Source organism: Streptococcus sp. SC1, assembly GCF_030272855.1.
Taxonomy (GTDB): domain Bacteria; phylum Bacillota; class Bacilli; order Lactobacillales; family Streptococcaceae; genus Streptococcus.
The window spans coordinates 67,184-85,145 of sequence record NZ_JAQCMU010000006.1 but is presented as its reverse complement, the minus strand read 5'-3'; the positions used below and the strand labels follow the sequence as shown (position 1 = coordinate 85,145).

The 17,962-nt window shown below is 43.4% G+C and carries 15 protein-coding genes and 2 pseudogenes; all 17 read right to left on the bottom strand.

Annotated features, from left to right (window positions below; translation table 11 throughout):
* Window positions 1-386: 386 nt before the first annotated feature.
* The 17 genes and pseudogenes from PAN94_RS08910 to PAN94_RS08830 all read right to left on the bottom strand — a co-directional run bounded on the left by PAN94_RS08910 (window position 387) and on the right by PAN94_RS08830 (window position 17,728).
* On the bottom strand, window positions 387-1,097 hold the full coding sequence (locus PAN94_RS08910; protein WP_005589511.1) for an ABC transporter ATP-binding protein: 711 nt from the start codon (window positions 1,095-1,097) through the stop codon (window positions 387-389).
* A complete protein-coding gene (locus tag PAN94_RS08905) occupies window positions 1,097-1,861 on the bottom strand; it encodes an ABC transporter ATP-binding protein (RefSeq protein WP_285875555.1) in 765 nt (254 codons plus the stop codon). Before PAN94_RS08905 ends, PAN94_RS08910 begins: the two co-directional genes overlap by 1 nt.
* Window positions 1,861-2,814: a branched-chain amino acid ABC transporter permease gene (locus PAN94_RS08900; RefSeq protein WP_005589507.1), complete on the bottom strand. Its 954-nt coding sequence runs from the start codon at window positions 2,812-2,814 to the stop codon at window positions 1,861-1,863. The genes PAN94_RS08905 and PAN94_RS08900 overlap by 1 nt, the downstream gene beginning before the upstream one ends.
* Before the next feature lie 3 nt (window positions 2,815-2,817).
* On the bottom strand, window positions 2,818-3,699 hold the full coding sequence (locus PAN94_RS08895) for a branched-chain amino acid ABC transporter permease (RefSeq protein ID WP_005589506.1): 882 nt from the start codon (window positions 3,697-3,699) through the stop codon (window positions 2,818-2,820).
* Between the two features lie 139 nt (window positions 3,700-3,838).
* Window positions 3,839-4,999, bottom strand: coding sequence for an ABC transporter substrate-binding protein (locus tag PAN94_RS08890; RefSeq protein WP_285875554.1), 1,161 nt, complete (start codon window positions 4,997-4,999; stop codon window positions 3,839-3,841).
* Between the two features lie 99 nt (window positions 5,000-5,098).
* Complete coding sequence (locus tag PAN94_RS08885) at window positions 5,099-5,368, bottom strand: DUF2129 domain-containing protein (protein ID WP_015605184.1); 270 nt, start codon at window positions 5,366-5,368, stop codon at window positions 5,099-5,101.
* Between the two features lie 86 nt (window positions 5,369-5,454).
* On the bottom strand, window positions 5,455-6,045 hold the full coding sequence (locus tag PAN94_RS08880) for an ATP-dependent Clp protease proteolytic subunit (RefSeq protein WP_285875553.1): 591 nt from the start codon (window positions 6,043-6,045) through the stop codon (window positions 5,455-5,457).
* A 171-nt stretch (window positions 6,046-6,216) separates the two neighbouring features.
* Window positions 6,217-6,846 (bottom strand): uracil phosphoribosyltransferase, encoded by a 630-nt coding sequence (gene upp, locus PAN94_RS08875; RefSeq protein ID WP_015605186.1) that lies wholly within the window; start codon window positions 6,844-6,846, stop codon window positions 6,217-6,219.
* Between the two features lie 144 nt (window positions 6,847-6,990).
* Window positions 6,991-8,487, bottom strand: a complete 1,497-nt coding sequence (gene ftsY / locus PAN94_RS08870) for a signal recognition particle-docking protein FtsY (RefSeq protein WP_285875552.1) — start codon at window positions 8,485-8,487, stop codon at window positions 6,991-6,993.
* A 3-nt stretch (window positions 8,488-8,490) separates the two neighbouring features.
* Window positions 8,491-9,309, bottom strand: coding sequence for a Cof-type HAD-IIB family hydrolase (locus tag PAN94_RS08865; RefSeq protein WP_015605188.1), 819 nt, complete (start codon window positions 9,307-9,309; stop codon window positions 8,491-8,493).
* On the bottom strand, window positions 9,309-10,100 hold the full coding sequence (locus PAN94_RS08860; RefSeq protein ID WP_015605189.1) for a Cof-type HAD-IIB family hydrolase: 792 nt from the start codon (window positions 10,098-10,100) through the stop codon (window positions 9,309-9,311). Before PAN94_RS08860 ends, PAN94_RS08865 begins: the two co-directional genes overlap by 1 nt.
* Before the next feature lie 332 nt (window positions 10,101-10,432).
* Window positions 10,433-10,660, bottom strand: a pseudogene (locus tag PAN94_RS08855) (nucleoside deaminase); the annotation flags it as partial.
* Between the two features lie 4 nt (window positions 10,661-10,664).
* Complete coding sequence (locus tag PAN94_RS08850) at window positions 10,665-11,960, bottom strand: hypothetical protein (RefSeq protein ID WP_285875551.1); 1,296 nt, start codon at window positions 11,958-11,960, stop codon at window positions 10,665-10,667.
* Window positions 11,947-12,631, bottom strand: a pseudogene (locus PAN94_RS08845) (AI-2E family transporter); the annotation flags it as partial. The pseudogene PAN94_RS08845 and the gene PAN94_RS08850, both read right to left, overlap by 14 nt.
* Before the next feature lie 366 nt (window positions 12,632-12,997).
* The gene (gene smc, locus PAN94_RS08840) at window positions 12,998-16,534 is read right to left on the bottom strand and encodes a chromosome segregation protein SMC (protein WP_285875550.1); all 3,537 of its coding nucleotides are present in this window, start codon (window positions 16,532-16,534) and stop codon (window positions 12,998-13,000) included.
* Window positions 16,534-17,223: a ribonuclease III gene (gene rnc / locus PAN94_RS08835; RefSeq protein WP_045501072.1), complete on the bottom strand. Its 690-nt coding sequence runs from the start codon at window positions 17,221-17,223 to the stop codon at window positions 16,534-16,536. The genes smc and rnc overlap by 1 nt, the downstream gene beginning before the upstream one ends.
* 145 nt (window positions 17,224-17,368) lie before the next feature.
* Complete coding sequence (locus PAN94_RS08830) at window positions 17,369-17,728, bottom strand: YbaN family protein (RefSeq protein ID WP_015605195.1); 360 nt, start codon at window positions 17,726-17,728, stop codon at window positions 17,369-17,371.
* Window positions 17,729-17,962 lie beyond the last annotated feature (234 nt).

Genomic DNA, 17,962 nt, shown 5'->3' with positions numbered 1-17,962 from the left:
TATTTTCGCTCGATACTTAAAATGAAGAAATAAATTCAGAGCAAGATTTCTGTGGGGTTGTTACATTGCTTACTACCACAGTACTTAAAAAATGGAGACTTTCATCAAAGAAAACTATACCGCGAAACTTTAGCCTCATCTAAAAAAGACCCAGCAGATTTTAAAAAACGTACAGTTACCAATGCAACTCTTTGGTTGTAAGCAAAAACAGCTATCGGTTCATTCAAATAAACAAATTTATCTTGAAAATAAAAAAGGTCCTATGGACCTTAATAAGCGAAAACTCGCTGCCACGAGTTCCCATCTGCAACCTGAAACAATCTCCCAGATTTTGACGAAAACTCCGTTTTCTTTATCTGCAACTTAAAAAGGTCCACTGGACCTTTTTAACCACCTAGATATGCTTTTCGGACTTCGTCAGAAGCGAGGAGCTCTTGGCCTGTTCCAGATAGAACAATTTTTCCTGTTTCAAGAACATAACCACGGTCTGCGATAGACAGTGCTTTATTGGCATTTTGCTCAATCAAAAGCACAGTTGTACCCTGCTTTTGGATATCTTGAATGATATCAAAGATTTCTTGAATGAAGATTGGCGCCAAGCCCATAGAAGGCTCATCCAAGAGCAAGAGCTTAGGAGTAGACATGAGCGCTCGACCCATAGCTAACATCTGCTGCTCACCACCTGAAAGAGTTGCAGCATCTTGGTTTTTACGCTCTTCCAAGCGCGGGAAACGAGAGAAGACCTTTTTGAGATTGGCTTGATTTTCTTCACGATTTTTCTTAAGAAAAGCTCCCATTTCAAGGTTCTCCAAGACAGTCAAACCTGGGAAAATATGGCGCCCTTCTGGAACCTGTGAAAGCCCCGCAGCCACAATCTTTTGAGCAGGCACTTTTTGAATTTCATTGCCTAAAAATTCAATCTTCCCAGCACTTGGGCGAACCAAACCAGAGATCGTGCGGAGAATGGTCGTTTTACCAGCACCATTGGCACCGATAAGAGAAACAACCTCTCCTTCATTGACTTCAAAGCTGACATCACGGACAGCCTGAATCATGCCATAGTGGACAGATAGATTTTCAACTTTGAGCATGGACATTAGGCTTCACCTCCTAGATAAGCTTCAATAACGCGTTTGTCATTCTTAATCTCATCTGGTGTGCCGTGGGCAATCAAGCGACCGTACTCTAGTACGTAGATGCGCTCAGTTACTTCCATAACCAGACTCATATCATGCTCAATCAGCATGATGGTAATATTAAATTCATTTTTAATCCGACGGATCAGAGCAGTCAGCTCAGCTGTTTCCTGTGGATTCATCCCAGCAGCTGGCTCATCCAAGAAGAGAATCTTTGGCTCTGTGGCAAGCGCTCGGACAATCTCCAGACGACGCTGTTGACCATAAGCCAAATTTTTAGCTAAGGTTTCTGCTTCCTTATCCAAGTCAAAAATAGCCAGCAATTCCAGAGCCTTTGCTTTCAATTCATCTTCATTTTTATAAAATGCTGGAAGGCGGAAGAAAGAAGCCAACACATGAGGTTTGTGGTGATTACCGAAAGCAATCAATACATTATCCAAAACAGTCAAATCTTTAAAAAGGCGAATATTTTGGAAAGTCCGGCTGAGACCCAGAGTTGCAATTTTGTAAGGTGTTTTGCCATTCAGCAAATGGCCATCCAAAGTAACCGTTCCCTCACTCGGTTCATAAACACCTGTCAAAAGGTTGAAAAGAGTTGTTTTTCCAGCACCGTTAGGCCCAATAAGACCGACCAGTTCCCCTTCGTTCAATTCCAGAGTCACGTCACTAACAGCTGTTAGCCCTCCAAAATTTTTGGTTAATTTTTTTACATCAAGAAGTGCCATTATTCTTTGACCTCCTTATTCTTTTTAAAGAGCTTAGCCAAGCTAAATTCCCAAGTACCAAGCAAGCCACCTGGACGGAAAATCATCACCAAGATTAGGGCAAGTGAATAAACAATCATCCGAACACTTGAGATATCTTGTAAAAGCATATTGAGGATACCCAATACCACTGCCGCAACGATTGCTCCAGTCATTGATCCAAGACCGCCAAAAACGACGATAATCAAGACATTGATTGTATTGATAAAGGAATAGTCTTTTGGTACAACAGAGCCAACAAATCCAGCCTGCAAAGAACCTGCAATAGAAGCTGTAATAGCCCCAAAAACGAAAGCAATGACTTTAATTTTTGTTGTATTGACACCGACAGACTCTGCCGCAATCTCGTCCTCGCGAACAGACAAGGTGCTACGTCCGATAGGACTGCGGAGGAAGTTAAGAGTCAAAATAGTTGTAATTACGACAAAGACATAAACCAACTGCCAAGAGGTAAAGTTAGGAATGGATAGGATACCTGCCGCACCATTAGTCAGGTCACCTCCATTGACAATCAAAATCCGGATAATTTCAGAAACACCCAGCGTCGCAATTGCCAAATAGTCTCCCTTTAAGCGCAGGGTCGGAATACCAACAAGCAGAGCTACTGCACCTGCAATCACAGCGCCAACCAACATAGCAATAAAGAAAGTACCATAGTTTGGAGATTTAGAGCCCATAATAGCTACTGCATAGGCACCAATGGCCATAAAGCCAGCATGCCCAAGCGAGAATTGCCCAGAAAAACCAACGATAAGATTGAGGCCAACAGCCAAGATAATATTGATTCCAATCTGCTCAAAGATTTGCAGATAGAAAGGATTGAGAATACCTGTGCTAGCAAGCACTGTCATCAATAGATAGCCAAAGAGGATCAGAGCAAGCCATAACGCATTTACTTTTAAATTATTTTTCATACATTACACCTTCTCTTTCACATTTTTACCTAGAATACCAGCTGGACGAACCAATAGAATGATAATCAAGATCGCATACACAATCGCATCACGGAAATCTGACAGTCCAACTGCTGTTGCAAAAGTTTCCAAGAGGCCGATTACAAAACCACCCAAAGCTGCCCCTGGGATGATACCAATTCCTCCCAAAACTGCCGCAACGAAAGACTTGATACCTGGGGTCATTCCCATCAGTGGCTCAAGCGAGTTGTAATAAAGGGCAATCAGCACCCCTGCTGCTCCTGCCAAGGCTGAACCCAAGGCAAAAGTAAAGCTGATCGTACGATTGACATTAATCCCCATCAGCTGGGCGGCATCGCTATCCACGGAAACAGCCCGCATGGCTTTACCCATTTTCGTCTTTTGCACAATAAACTGCAAACCAACCATGAGTAAAATAGAAATTCCCAAAATCATCAGTTGAATATTGGAAATCGAAATTGGCCCAAGCGTATAACGCACTGTTTTAATCACTTGAGGGAAGGAGCGAGTATTGGCACCTACAAAGAAGACCATCCCGTACTCCAAGAGGAAAGAAACCCCAATTGCTGTGATCAAGGCTGCAATCCGCGTTGAATTGCGCAAAGGGCGATAGGCTAAGAACTCAATCACTACACCAAGGATCGCTGTTCCAACCATAGATAAAATAAGGGCTACAAAGAAGTTTAGGTGAAGGGTGTTAATCAGGTAATATCCCATAAAAGCACCGATCATATAAATGTCTCCATGCGCGAAATTAATCAGTTTGATAATTCCATAAACCATGGTATAACCCAAGGCTAGAAGCGCATAAACACTCCCCAAAATCAATCCGTTAGCCAATTGCTGAAGAAATTGTTCGAGCATTCCACACCACTCTTTCTAATATAAAATAAGAGCAGAAACAACAATCTCAGACGAAGCCTTGTCTTGCCGTCTCTACTCAAACATCATAAGCAAGTAAGAAACAAGTCAAAGACTGGGTTTGTCCCCAGCCTCAGACCCTTTATTCAGGTTTAACTGTTTCAACAGTTTCTACTTTACCATCTTTCAAACCAATCATCAAGGCTGTCTTCACAGGATTGTGATCTTTATCGATGGTAATAGATCCAGTAACTCCTTCAAAGTCTTTTAACTTAGCAAGGTTATCTTTAATATCTACAGATGTTTTTGCACCCTTAGATGCTTCTGCTGCCATATAAACTGCGTCATATGAAAGGGCTGCAAACATTGAAGGTTCTTCGTTATATTTAGCTTTGTAAGCTGCAACGAATTTCTTCGCTTTATCTGTCATGTCACCTGAAGTTGAGAAACCAGATACATAATAAACATTAGTTGCTGCTGCTGGAGTTGCTTGCTCAACGAACTTGGCATCGCTAAATCCATCAGGTCCAACGATTGTTTGGTTGATTCCCAAACCACGCGCTTGGTTCACCAACTTACCAGCTTCTGTGTAATAACCTGGCACAATCAGTGCATCAAAGTCTTTACCTTTGATTTTTGTCAAAGCAGCTTGGAAGTCTGAGTCACCAGAAGCGAAAGTTTCTGTCGCAACGATTTCACCCTTGTATTCTTTCTTGAAAGCTTCTGCCATTCCTTTTGCATAATCACTTGAATTATCATAGTAGAGAACAACTTTTTTAGCTTTCAAAGTATCTGTTACATATTTAGAAATGATTTTACCTTGGTAACCATCAGTAAAGGTTGCACGGTACAAATAATCTTGTTTATTTGTCAAATCGTCTTGTGTAGCACTTGGTGTTACCAAAGGAACGCCTGCTTTACCAGCATTTGCGATTGCAGCAGCAACGGCACCTGAAGTTGCAGGGCCAATGATTGTATTAACTTTGTCTTGAGTTACCAAGCTTGTAGAAATAGTTGCAGCTTCTGCAGTTTCTGATTTGTTGTCTTTATCAGTTACTTCGATTTTCTTGCCGTCTATACCGCCAGCTGCGTTGATTTCATCAACAGCAAGTTGAGCACCGTGTTGTTCTGCAGTACCATAAGCTGCTACAGCGCCAGTTTCTTCAAAGTTGAAACCGAACTTAAGTGTTTTACCGATTTCTGTTCCAGTAGCAGATGAGTTGTTTGTAGAAACTTCTCCACAGGCTGCTAGAAGCGCAGCACTAGCAAAAGCTACAAGCGAAAGTGCAAATTTTTTCTTCATGAATAATCTCCTCTATTTTGTTTTTTGCTATGTTTGCAAATGATATAGTAAGAATATACCGAATTATCTGACAATTGTCAACCCAAAGAAGACATTTTTTTAAATAATAGCGTTTTCTTGGTTTCTAAATAAACTTCCAACAAAATTCGTATCCAAATTTTGGATCTCGCAAGTCTGGATTTTTTTGATATAGGACTCTTTTGACAGGCTCTCCTTCAGAGAATCTGCCTGATCTTTTGCCACATAAAGCTGCAAATAGCGGTGTTTCTTAGAATGATAAATAATATCTCCAACATGAGCCAGCTTCTTTGCATCGCGATTATAGTATAGATGAATGATGAAACCCATTCGTTCCTCTTTTTTAAACATGACAATCCTCTCTGGTCATTTGTACTCTATTGATTATATCAAAAAAAGCCCGCAAATGGGGCATTTTTCGTAGTTATAAATGAAAACTAGCTAAGATTATTATTAGCCATGATTTCATCGATGAAACCATATTCAAGAGTTTCTTGAGCACTCATCCAGTAATCACGTTCTGCATCTGCGTGAATCTGCTCAACCGATTTACCAGAATTATCAGCAAGAATTTGCTCCAAGGTCTTACGAGTCTTGAGCAAATGCTCTGCTGCAATGGCCATATCTGTTTGCTGAGTACCGCCACCAGTACCACCCATCGGCTGGTGGATCATATACTCTGCATTTGGAAGCATGAATCGTTTGCCCCTAGCACCGCTAGAAGCAATGATAGTTCCCATGCTAGCTGCCATTCCCATGACAATCGTCTGCACATCAGACTTAATAAAGTTCATGGTATCTACAATCGCCAATCCCGCTGACACAGAGCCACCTGGAGTATTAACATAAAGATAGATGTCCTTGGTGCTGTCTTGTGCATCTAGGAAAAGTAGCTGCGCAATAACAGAATTAGCCATATTGTCCTCAACAGGACCCGTCAGCATGATAATACGGTCTTTTAAAAGGCGTGAGTAAATGTCATAAGAACGCTCACCACGGCTGGTTTGTTCAATAACTACAGGAATCATGAATATTTTCTCCTTCATTCGATCTATTCATTATTATATCTTTTTGGTCAAAAAAGGTCAAATATTTGCTTTCTCTGTCGGATGACAGAAAGCAGCGCTGAGATTATCTTTGGTTTAGAAAGCACAAATCCACCGATTTAGCAGAACTTTCCTTTTTACAGTTTCTAGCTATTATTTTGTACCAAAGAGGCGGTCACCAGCATCTCCGAGACCTGGGACGATGTAGCCATGCTCATTAAGATGATCATCAAGTGCAGCAGTGAAAATATCTACATCAGGATGAGCATCCTGCAAGGCTTTAACACCTTCTGGAGCAGACACTAAGCAGACAAATGTAATATTGCTTGCGCCACGTTTCTTCAGAGAATCCACAGCCAAGATAGCAGAACCACCTGTAGCCAACATTGGATCGACAACAAAGATTTGACGTTGGTCAATGTCTTCTGGCAATTTTACCAAATATTCAACTGGCTTCAAGGTTTCTTCGTCACGGTACATTCCGATGTGGCCGACTTTGGCAGCAGGAACCAGGCTCAGGAGACCATCCACCATGCCGATACCAGCCCGCAAGATTGGGACAATAGCCAATTTTTTCCCTGCAATCTGCTTTTGAACTGTTTTCGTAATTGGTGTTTCAATTTCTACATCTTCAAGTGGTAAATCGCGCAAAACTTCGTATCCCATCAGCATTGCGATTTCATCTACCAATTCACGAAAAGCTTTAGTAGAGGTATCTGTACGACGCAAGATAGATAATTTATGCTGAATGAGTGGATGAGCGATAACTTCAAGTTTTCCCATGATTGGATTTCCTTCTTTCATTTTATTCTTCTTATTATATCAAAAAAGAAGAAAAAAGGCTTGCAACAAGCAAACCTTTTCATCTATTTTGACTACTTTTTGATAGAAGAGTTTGATTTCAATTTAGGCTTTATTGATAGACTATTACACCAAACCTTCTAAGAGGCCTCTCATAAAGTTCTCAGAATTAAACTCGCCGATGTCGTCAATTTTCTCGCCAAAACCAATCAGCTTCACTGGAATATCCAGTTCCTGACGAATGGCAAGGACAACACCACCGCGCGCAGTTCCGTCAATCTTAGTCAGGACAATACCTGTCACAGGCGTAATTTTTGAAAATTCTTTGGCTTGAACCAGTGCATTTTGACCAGTGGAGGCATCCAAGGCCAAGAAAGTTTCATGTGGCGCTGCTGGATCTACCCGCTTGATAATACGACCGATTTTTTCCAGCTCTGCCATGAGATTGTCCTTATTTTGCAGGCGACCAGCTGTATCAATCATGAGAATATCAACATTTTCAGCCTTGGCTCTTTCCAAACCGTCAAACACGACACTGGCTGGATCACTCTTTTCTGGACCAGTCACGACAGGCACGTCTACTCGGCGCCCCCACTCAGCCAACTGGGCAACGGCTCCAGCTCGGAAGGTGTCTGCTGCCACCAGCATCACTTTTTTACCTTCTTGCTTGTATTTATAGGCCAATTTGCCGATTGAGGTCGTCTTCCCTACGCCATTTACACCGACGAAGAGCATGACTGTCAAGTCCTTTTGCAGATTGATTTTTTCATTGAAACGGCCGTCTTTCTCATAGATATCGACCAATTTTTCAATGATGAGTTGGCGCAAGGCGTCTGGTTTCTTAGCATTTTCCAGACGTGCTTCATAGCGCAAGTCCTCAGTTAGATTGGAAGCTACCTGCACACCGACATCACTGGTAATCAGCAATTCTTCCAAGTCTTCAAAGAAATCTTCGTCAACTGAGCGGAAATTAGCAAAGAAGGCATTGAGACGAGCACCAAAGCCAGTCCGCGTCTTTTTAAGACTGCGGTCATACTTGTCTTGGACACTTTCTTCTTGGTATTCAGCTGTTTCTGCGGGAGTCTCATTTTCAACTTGAGCCAACTCTTCCGTCGCCCCTTCTCCACACTCGGTCGAGTCTACTTGTGAAGAAGTGCTTGCTTCTTGCCCTGGTTCATGGCTGATTTGCTCTCTCGCTGCAGCCAAACGCTCCTGCAATTCTTGGTAATAATCTCTGCTTTCAGTCGCCGCTTCTGATTCGCTACTGCTGTCCAGTGCTTGATTTGCTGAAGTTTCAGACTGCTCTTCTGCCTCAGCCAAAACTTGCTCAGGACTTTCCTGATCTTCAAGCACTGGTTGAAATAAGTCAGCTTGCTGGCTAGTTGGGGCCAATTCCTGCTCAGAAATTGCTGAAACTGCAGGCTCTGTATTCTCTTCTGACACAGATTCTACTACCGGAGTTTCCGCTGTTTCTTCACTAGAAGCAGCAAGGGGCTGGAAGTCTGTCTCAGATGGAACTTCAATTTCTGTAGTCTGATAACTCTCCTCTGCCTGTTCCTCTATCTGGGGCTTTTCTTCAAGTTCCTCTTTTTTACGTCCAAAAAGACGGTCAAATAATCCCATTCTTTAGTTCTCCTTCAATACATATTTCCGAATTGCCCAAGCAACTGCATCTTCATCATTGGTCATCGGAGTGACAACTTCTGCGACTTCCTTGACTTCTGGCACGGCATTTTGCATGGCAACGCCCAGACCAGCCCAAGCAATCATTGACAAATCATTGGCTTCGTCACCGCAAGCCATAACTTGGCTTTTATCAATTCCCAAGTGGGCAATCAGTTTCTCCAAACCAGTCGCCTTGTGGACATTTTTCGGTGACCATTCCAGCAGCATTTCCCGTGATTTGAAAATCTCATACTGGTCAAACAGTTCGGGCGCAATATGAGGAATGGCTGCATCCAGCGGTTCCTGAGCAAAGGCTGTGACGCACTTATTGTAGGTAATTTGGCTAGAAAGGTCTTCAAAAGCAATGGATTCAAAGTTCAGAGCTGGATTAAACTCCGCATAGAGCGATACTTGGTCTGATTGAATCTGATAAACCAAGCCCCCATCAATCGCATCCAGAGGCAGACCCAATTTCTCAGTCTCTTCATAAATTCTAGCTACATCATCGTAGGCAAAAACTGTTTTATCCAAAATTTCGCCTGTATTGCGCTGAACTAGACCACCATTAAAGGTAATGGTGTATTCATCTGCCTGACCATCAGTGCCCAGCTCATGCAGGAAAAATTCCATAGCCTTAAGCGGACGCCCTGTGGTCAATACAACTTTGACACCTTGCTGCTGAGCCGCTTTGAGCGCTGCCAGATTCCCTTGAGAAATCTTTTTATCCGTAGTCAAAAGCGTCCCGTCCAAGTCCAAAGCGATCAATTTAATATCAGCCATTATAAGCCCTCCATGTAGGTCATAACAGATTGGGCCGCATGGTGGCCAATCACTTCTTTCGCAACTGCCAAAATTTCCGGCCGTGCATTTTCTGGTGCAATCGGGTGCCCCACCACCTGCATCATATGCAGGTCATTGAGGTTATCGCCAAAAGCCATGACCTGGTCCATTTCTAGGCCTAGCTTCTTAGCTAGCTCGACAAGAGCCACGCCTTTATCCACATAGTCCAGCACGATATCAATCGACTTATAGCCTGTTGTCATCGCCTTGACACCTGCGACATTTTCATTGACCCAGGCTTCGCCGTCGGCCACTGTTTCTTCGCTGAAATTGGTCGTGAATTTAAAAATCTCGTCTGTAATCTCACTAAAATCAGCAACTTTTTGGATATTTTCATTATAATTAGCGCTGAAAGAGAGATAAGTCGGATCTACTGTCTCTAGCACATAACAGCCTTTTTTCCCTGTCAGAAGCAACTCATTGATATTGACAAAAGGCGACTCCTTAAGCTTGTCAAATACCTTTAGATAAAATTCTCTTGGCATGGTTGCTTCGTATAGATCTTTTCCTTGAAACTCTACTAGGCTACCATTTTCTGCGATAAAGATAATATCATCCCGAACTTCATGAAAGAGCTTCTCAAGAGAGAGAATCCCTCGACCACTGGCAACAGCAAAGTAGATGCCCTTTTCTCTAAACTGAGCTAGCAGGTGCTTGAGCCGCTCCATATCAAACTGACCCTTGTCATCTAAAAAAGTCCCGTCCATATCTGTGGCAATGAGTCTTATCATACAATTATCTCCTTTTTTGAATTAGGGGTGTGCAAAGGGCATTTAGGGTATGCATCTTTTAAGGATTTAGGCAACCCCCATCATTTCTCATCTCTGTTAATCCTTTATATTATATCATAAAACTAACACTTCATTCCACAGATGAAAAACAGTCAGATCATATTTCTATGACCTGACCGTTTTTGATATTGTTTATACTATATCTATTTACTTTTTTATTTTATAAAATAACATCACATAAACTTTTTATATATTTAGTTATCCTAAATTCAATTTATGTTTTGCTATTTGGCAAATACGTTCTGGCGAAGCGTGGTCTACAAACTGACTTAGCAGTCTTCGAGTCGCCAGCTTCCAAGGTGTTGGTTTGCCTGGCGAATGGCTTTGATTTCGGCGTGCAGCGTGGCGTCTTGTTCCTTTTCACGTAAGTTATGACCACGCCCAATAATTTCACCATTCAAGACCACGACAGCCCCGATTGGCACTTCCGCTTGGTCATAGGCTTTCTGCGCTTCCTTCAACGCTTCCCTCATAAAGAATTCTTTTTCATGAAGTTCCATGTTCTTACTGATAGACGCGCTTCGTCACGACTAGACTATGCGGTCTCTCAAACTCCTTATCTAAGTAATCTTGGTACGTTCCTGGTGAAATAAATCCTCGGGCGCTTAAAATATCGGTGCCTGCTGTCCCGACAATCGTATCGGCTAGCAATACACAGTTGGTACTCATCACAAAATACGTCTTGAATTTTGAAGAGGTAAATTTATACAAGAGTGCATCTGCTTCTTGTTTGAGCTTGTAGGCATACATTGGTTCTTCTTTGTCGATTACAGGATGCTTAGGTTTCACCATTTTCGGTGGATCCCAAGGCACTGTCAGCGACATCAATTTGGCGATTTCCTTATCGATGGCCGCGAGTTGTTCTGGAGACAAGGCAAGACCATATCCCAGTAGGGTCTTATGATTTTCGCGTTTACAAAATTCGATGTATTTTTCACGGTCGGCACTGAAAAGTACCCCGTCCCCCATCGTTCCAAAGAGGCGCTCCGAATTCGTATCGTAGTTTCCGAATGAAATAATGCGGCCCTTATAACACAGGTCGACATGCCCGATGGCTCCAAACCCGTCTTTTGTGACATGAATAAACATCTCTAAGTTTGGTTCTGCATTTTCTTTGGCACGGTCGTAAATTTCTGAAGCCGTTTCGCCTTCTCCAAGTTCCAACGCATCATTAATTTTTTGTAAGGTTACTCGAGGAATCAGTGCAGCAAATACAAGCGGCATCCCACGACGCAAGCGTCTGCGAAGGACTTTCTTTCCAACTTCGGCCTCGAAGAACCAGCCGTCCCGAATATTGCTAATCCCATACCCGATAAAATAGAGCGAAAGGAAGAACATTTGCAAATTGCCGTCGCCCCCAAGAGAAATTAAAGTGGCTACCCCGACAACTGAAAGCCAAATGGTATCAAAGAGCAAGCGAAATCGCGGGCGAATATCATCTTTGACATAAATATAGTATGTCACACCACTAATTCCCGCCTTCATCACTTCATTGAGTCCCATCAAGATGCTTACAATCGCAATCGGCAATGACAGGAAGAATTGATTTCCTGCTAAAAATCCGTAAAGGGAAAATTTCCCTATATTCAGCCATAACGGGTCTTTAGATGCCGCTTTACTAAACCAACGGAATAAGAAATTCCATAGTTCACGGGCCCATAAGAATGTTAAAAACAGACGTAACATCAATTCTGGGAAGCTTGGTCCGAATATAAGGAGCAATATCCCAGCAACAAGGAACGCAATCCCTTCAAAGAGGAGCTTTTTCCCCGTAATCCCTAAGTCGCTAATTTTCTTCATCAATAATACCTCCTACAGCTACCACTGGAGCAGCTTGTTCATGTTTCTCCATCCATTCTTTCACGAGACGGTAAATCACGGCAAAGATTGGTGTGAAGAAAATCATTCCTACTAAACCAAAGAGATTTCCACCGATTAACGTAGTAGCAAGGGTTAGAGCCGTTGGCAACCCTACGGAACTGCCGACAACCCTAGGATAGACGACATTGCCTTCCACTGTTTGAACGACCATAAAGACGACAACCGAAATGAGTGCTTGAATTGGGCTTTCTGTAAAGATGAAGAGCATTACGATTCCGCACGCCATAAACGGCCCGATATTCGGAATGAACGAGAATACTCCGGCCAGCACCCCAACAAGTCCTGCATATGGCAACCCTACAAGAGAGTATGCGGCAAAAATCATAACCCCAACAATTCCCGCCTCGATGATTTGACTCATCAAGAAACGGTCATACGTATCCACGATGACTTCCCCGACATAAGAATGTGCTCAATTTTGTCTTTTAGCAACACCACATTGAGAATGCGAAGCGTTAAACGTGCGAGTATTTCCTTACTTACGAGAATATTAATCATGAAGAAAATCCCCATAATCACAGAGAACACATTTGAGAAGAGCCTATAATATTCGTTGTAAATCCGCCAAGGAATGTAATGACAGACGATATACGCTTTTGTATTATCTATAACCTAGTTTATTTCCATCAACATACCTGTGCCTTCAAATTATTTTTTATTTATTATCCTCATTATACCAAGAATTCTCACAATTTACTATAACTCCTACTTTCTATTGACGAAAGAAATGTTATTATGCAGTTATACTGCCTCAAGATGATTGACTTTCGAAACATGCAATTTAACGTTTAACAAATCAAGGGTGTCTCCATAGAATCAAAGTATTTCTGATACCCATTTCCTTCTATCTATAGACAGTAAAAAGCCTTGAAACAACTTATTCAAAGGCTTTCTTAGTATTCTATTGTATCAATTACCTTATTCCGATTTCTGTTGCTACTAATTTTATACTCATACTATAAACTTTCTAAATCTTTTAACTTGACCGACACAATCTTGGAAACTCCTGACTCCTGCATGGTTACTCCATAGATGGAATCTGCCGCAGACATGGTTCCCTTACGGTGGGTCACAACGATAAACTGGCTTTCTTTGTCAAAGCGATTGAGATAATCCCCAAAGCGCTTGACATTGGCCTCATCCAGAGCTGCCTCAACTTCATCCAAGATAACAAACGGAATGGTCTTGACGCGGATGATGGAGAAGAGAAGGGCTAAGGCTGACAGGGCTTTTTCTCCACCACTCATAAGATTGAGAGATTGGATTTTCTTGCCCGGAGGCTGAACCGAAATCTCTACCCCAGCTGTCAGCAGGTCGCCTTCTGTCAAGATCAGGTCAGCTGAACCGCCGCCAAACATCTGGCTAAAGGTCAGCTTGAAGCTTTCACGAATGGCTTCAAAGGTTGTTTGGAAACGTTCCTTGACTTCGTCATTCATCTCTTCAATGGTTTCCAAGAGAAGATTTTTGGCTGAGAGGACATCGTCCCGCTGACTTTTGAGGAAATTCAGTCGGTTGCTGACTTCTTCAAATTGTTCTACTGCTTCCAGATTGACCGGTCCCAAAGCACGAATAGCCTTTTCTAAGTCTTTGACTTGGGCTTCTGCAGCTGCAAGATTTTCCAAAGAACGCGCTCTTTGATCAGCCTCTTCAAAGCTGATCTGGTAATTATCCGTCAGATTAGTCAGCAGACGACGCAAGGCATCTGAAAATTTCTCTTTTTCAGCCTCTGCCTTGGCCTGACGGCGAATCAGACTTTCGTTTTGCTGACGGGCTTGATCTAAGTTCCCTAGAATATCCTCAGACTGGCCCTCTAAGTCGTCCAGCTCAAATTTGAGTCGGATGAGGCTCTGATCCAAGTCTGTCTTTTTCTCTTGGGCAGTCTTAAGCTGCTCTTCCAAGACGGAAATATCCACCTTCTGGCTGACCGCTTCTTCCTTTTGCTCTATCAAAAGCTGCAAAGTAACGACTTCCTTGTCCAGAGCAGCCTTCTCCTCTAGCAAACGCGACAAATCATTCTTCTCAAAGCGCTGGCTAGAAGTCAGCTCCGTGCTCTTCAATTTCAGTTCTGACAAGTTAGCCGATAGCTGATCGAAACGATCCTGAACAGCGTTTTTATTCGACTTGACTTGCTCGATTTCAGCAGTAATGGCTACTTTGGAAGCCTCGATAGCCGACAGCCGCTCTTCCATTTTTTTCTTTTCAGCAAGGCCTGCTGCTTCAGTCTGATTAGCCAAATCTTGCTCCTGGAGTTGCTCCAGCTGGCTGAGTTCCGCAACCCGCTCTGCAATCTGTTCGTAGGCCAACTTGACTCTTTGCTCCGTCAAGCGGGCTTGCTCACCCTCAGACTTGATGGCTTCCAAGGCTTGCTTGGCCTCTGATAGCTGAGACTGCAAGCTTTCGACTTGCTGCTCCTGAGCTTTCAGCTTCTGGGACTGCTGCTCCATTTCTCCAAGCAGGCTGTCCAGTTCAGGCTTGATAAAGATTGTGTTATTATTGCGATTGGCTCCTCCGGCGTAAGAACCGCCTGTGCGCAGTTCCGTTCCGTCCAGCGTTACAATTCTGACTTGGTAACGTACCTGACGAGCAGCCGCACGCGCATGCTCAATCGTATCAAAAATAGCGGTTGTCCCCAATAGATTTTGGAAAATATTCTCCAAACCTGGCTCATAGGTCACCAGCTCCGAAGCTATACCTAAGAAGCCTGAACTAGCCTCAATTCTGGATTGATTTTGCTCGGGAAGTTGACGAGCCTTGATGGTCGTCAGAGGTAGGAAGGTAGCCCGACCAGCCCGATTTTTCTTAAGAAAATCGATGGCTCTGGTCGCTGCCCCTTCGTCCTCAACGATGATATGCTGACTACTTGCCCCCAGCGCAATTTCCAAAGCGGTCTGGTAATGAGGATCGAAGCTCAATTTCTCGCTGACTGCCCCGACAATACCACCCAGACGATCAGCTTCCTGCAGGACACTTTTTACACCTGCATAGAAATTACTATGATTTTTAAGAATAGCTTCTAAACTGGCTGCACGGGCTTTTTTATTTTTCAAATCATCCAGCAGGGCAAACATGCTGGTTTGCTCATTTTGATAAGCAGTCGCCAACTTCTCGACCTGCCCCTGCTGCTCCTGATACTGACCTAGCAAGGCTCTGAGGGCAGTCTGAGCTTCTTCTAACTCCGCCTGTCGAGCCGCTTCTTCTTGCCTACCAGCCTTTAAATCAGCCTGTAGTTTGCTAAACTCTGCCTGTTTACTGGCAGCTTGGCTTCGCTCATTCTCCAGTCGATTTTCTAGCGAGGTCAAGTCGTTGGACAAGTCCGCTTCTTCTTGCATGAGCTTGACGTAACGATCCCGCAGATTTTCAATCAGCTGGTCTGGGTCATCTGAAAAGTCCGCCAACTCTGCTTCCAACTGGCTCATGGCCTCTTGATTTTCAGTCAACTGGACTGCTAAATCAGCTAGATGAGCTTCCTTGGAGGAAATATCATCCGTCAACTGCTGGCTTTTTTCTCTCAGTCCTGCCAAACGTTCTTCATTTTCCAAACGGCTGCTAGCTGCCTGACTAGATTCCAACTTGGCTAGGTCTATCTGGCGCTCCAAATCACTGATTAAACGAGTCAGTTCCAAAAGACTGGCCTGATCGTCAGACAGTTTTTGATTCACTTCCTGACGTTTAACCTTAATCTCTTGGTTTTCACGTTCCAGTTCATCCCGTTTCGTATAATAGGCCGCCAGCTCCTGCTTGATCGCTTCCAAATCAGCTTCTGCCGCCGTCAAATCAGTTTTATTCGCCTTAATCTGAGCCACCAAGACATCCAGATAAAGCTCCTGACGCTCTTGATCCAGTTCTAAAAAGCGCTTGGCCGTCTCAGCCTGCTTTTCCAGTGGCTTGACTTGACTATCCAGCTCGTAGATAATGTCTTCCAAGCGATCAAGATTGTCTTGAGTCTGCGCCAGCTTGCTTTCCGTTTCCTTGCGGCGGGTCTTATATTTGAGCACTCCGGCCGCTTCTTCAAAAATAGCCCGACGCTCCTCTGGTTTACTGTTAAAGATTTCCTCTACTTTCCCTTGGGAAATGATAGAGAAAGAATCCCGTCCTAGCCCTGTATCCATGAAAAGGTCATGGACATCGCGGAGACGGACCTTTTTACCGTCAATCTTGTACTCGCTATCACCACTGCGATAGATATGGCGCTCGACACGGATTTCCTTGCCTGCTTGCTTGATAAACTGGTCCTGATTATCCAAAACCACAACGACCGAAGCATAGTTGAGTGGCTTGCGGTTCTCCGTCCCTGCAAAGATGACATCGGGCATCTTACCGCCCCGCAGACTCTTGACGCTCGACTCACCCAGAGCCCAGCGCAGGCTCTCCGTAATGTTGGACTTACCAGAGCCATTGGGACCAACAACAGCAGTCACACCTTGATCAAAAACCACCTTGGTTTTATCTGCAAATGACTTGAAGCCCTGAATTTCAATTTCCTTTAAAAACATTAGTGACTTTCCTTTTCAAATGCATCCTTGGCAGCTTCCTGCTCAGCCAGTTTCTTAGAACGGCCTTGTCCCTGACCCGCTTTCTGACCATTGATTAACACAGCCACAGCAAAGTTCTTAGCATGGGCTGGCCCTGTCTCATCTGTAACCTGATAGACAATCTCCACATCCCCATTAACCTGTAGGAGTTCTTGCAGCTTAGTCTTATAGTCAGTCACCTGCTCAAAGTCACCTGCTTCTACCTTGGGAATCATGACTTGGTAAATAAAGTCTTTGACAGTCTCCACATCCTTATCCAAAAGAAGGGCACCCAAAAAGGCCTCAAATAAGTCACCCAGAATGGTATCGCGATTGCGGCCTCCTGACTTTTCCTCACCGCGACCCAGCTTGATAAACTGATCGAACTGACAGTCCCGTGCAAAGCCAGCCAAACTCTCCTCCCGAACAATCATGGAGCGTAGTTTTGACAAATCTCCTTCTGGTTTTTTGGGGTATTTTTTATATAAATACTCAGAAATAATCAGCTGCAGAACAGCGTCTCCTAAAAATTCCAGGCGTTCATTGTGTGAAATTTTTAAGAGGCGGTGCTCATTGGCATAGCTGGTATGAGTAAAAGCGGTCTCTAGCAGACTGCTGTCTTCAAACACCAGCCCAAACTGCTCCAGCAGTGCATCTTTTAATTGTTCCATAATTTCTTTTTCATGCTAGGCCAAGGCAGAGCATGAGTCCAATCCATCCTTTCTAAAATGATGTTCTTTGTGAACCATCTACCATTATACCAAAAAACAAGTGCCAACGCACTTGTTTACTTGTCTTCTTAGCGTAATTCCTGGCCTATTCCTTATCTGGGATGACCTTGAAAAGATAATAGGTAATAAAGATTGTCAGGGCGAATAAGAAAATTTTTACCCAAATTATCGGAGCTAACGCAATGGAAATTCCCATCAAGATATAGATGGATACGATAATCTTTTTCTTGCGCTCCTTAGCAATCGAACCTGTCTCCCGAAAATCTGCAACATAGGTCTGATATAGCTTGGTGTGATAAAGCCAATTCTCAATCCGCTTGGAACTGCGCGAAAAGCAAGCAATAGACAAAAGTAAAAAAGGAGTCGTAGGAAGAAGGGGCAGAAAAATCCCCAGCACTCCTAAGGCCAAAGATAAGCAGGCAATCACAAAATAAATCAAGCGCATTTGGTTTCCTCACGTACGTTTTCATGGTCATTCTTTAGCTTCCTTTCTAGTATAAAAAACAAGCTAAAAAATATAAAACTAGTTTCCCATAAAAAGCAATCCTTGTCAATCCTAAAAAAGAGGCTGGGACAAAAATCCCAGACTCTCAATTGTCTTTGGTTTGTTGAGCAAGACGCAGTGGTTGAGTGGGCTCTACCACGCTGATTTCATCAGCTTTTACAGCCCTACTCAACT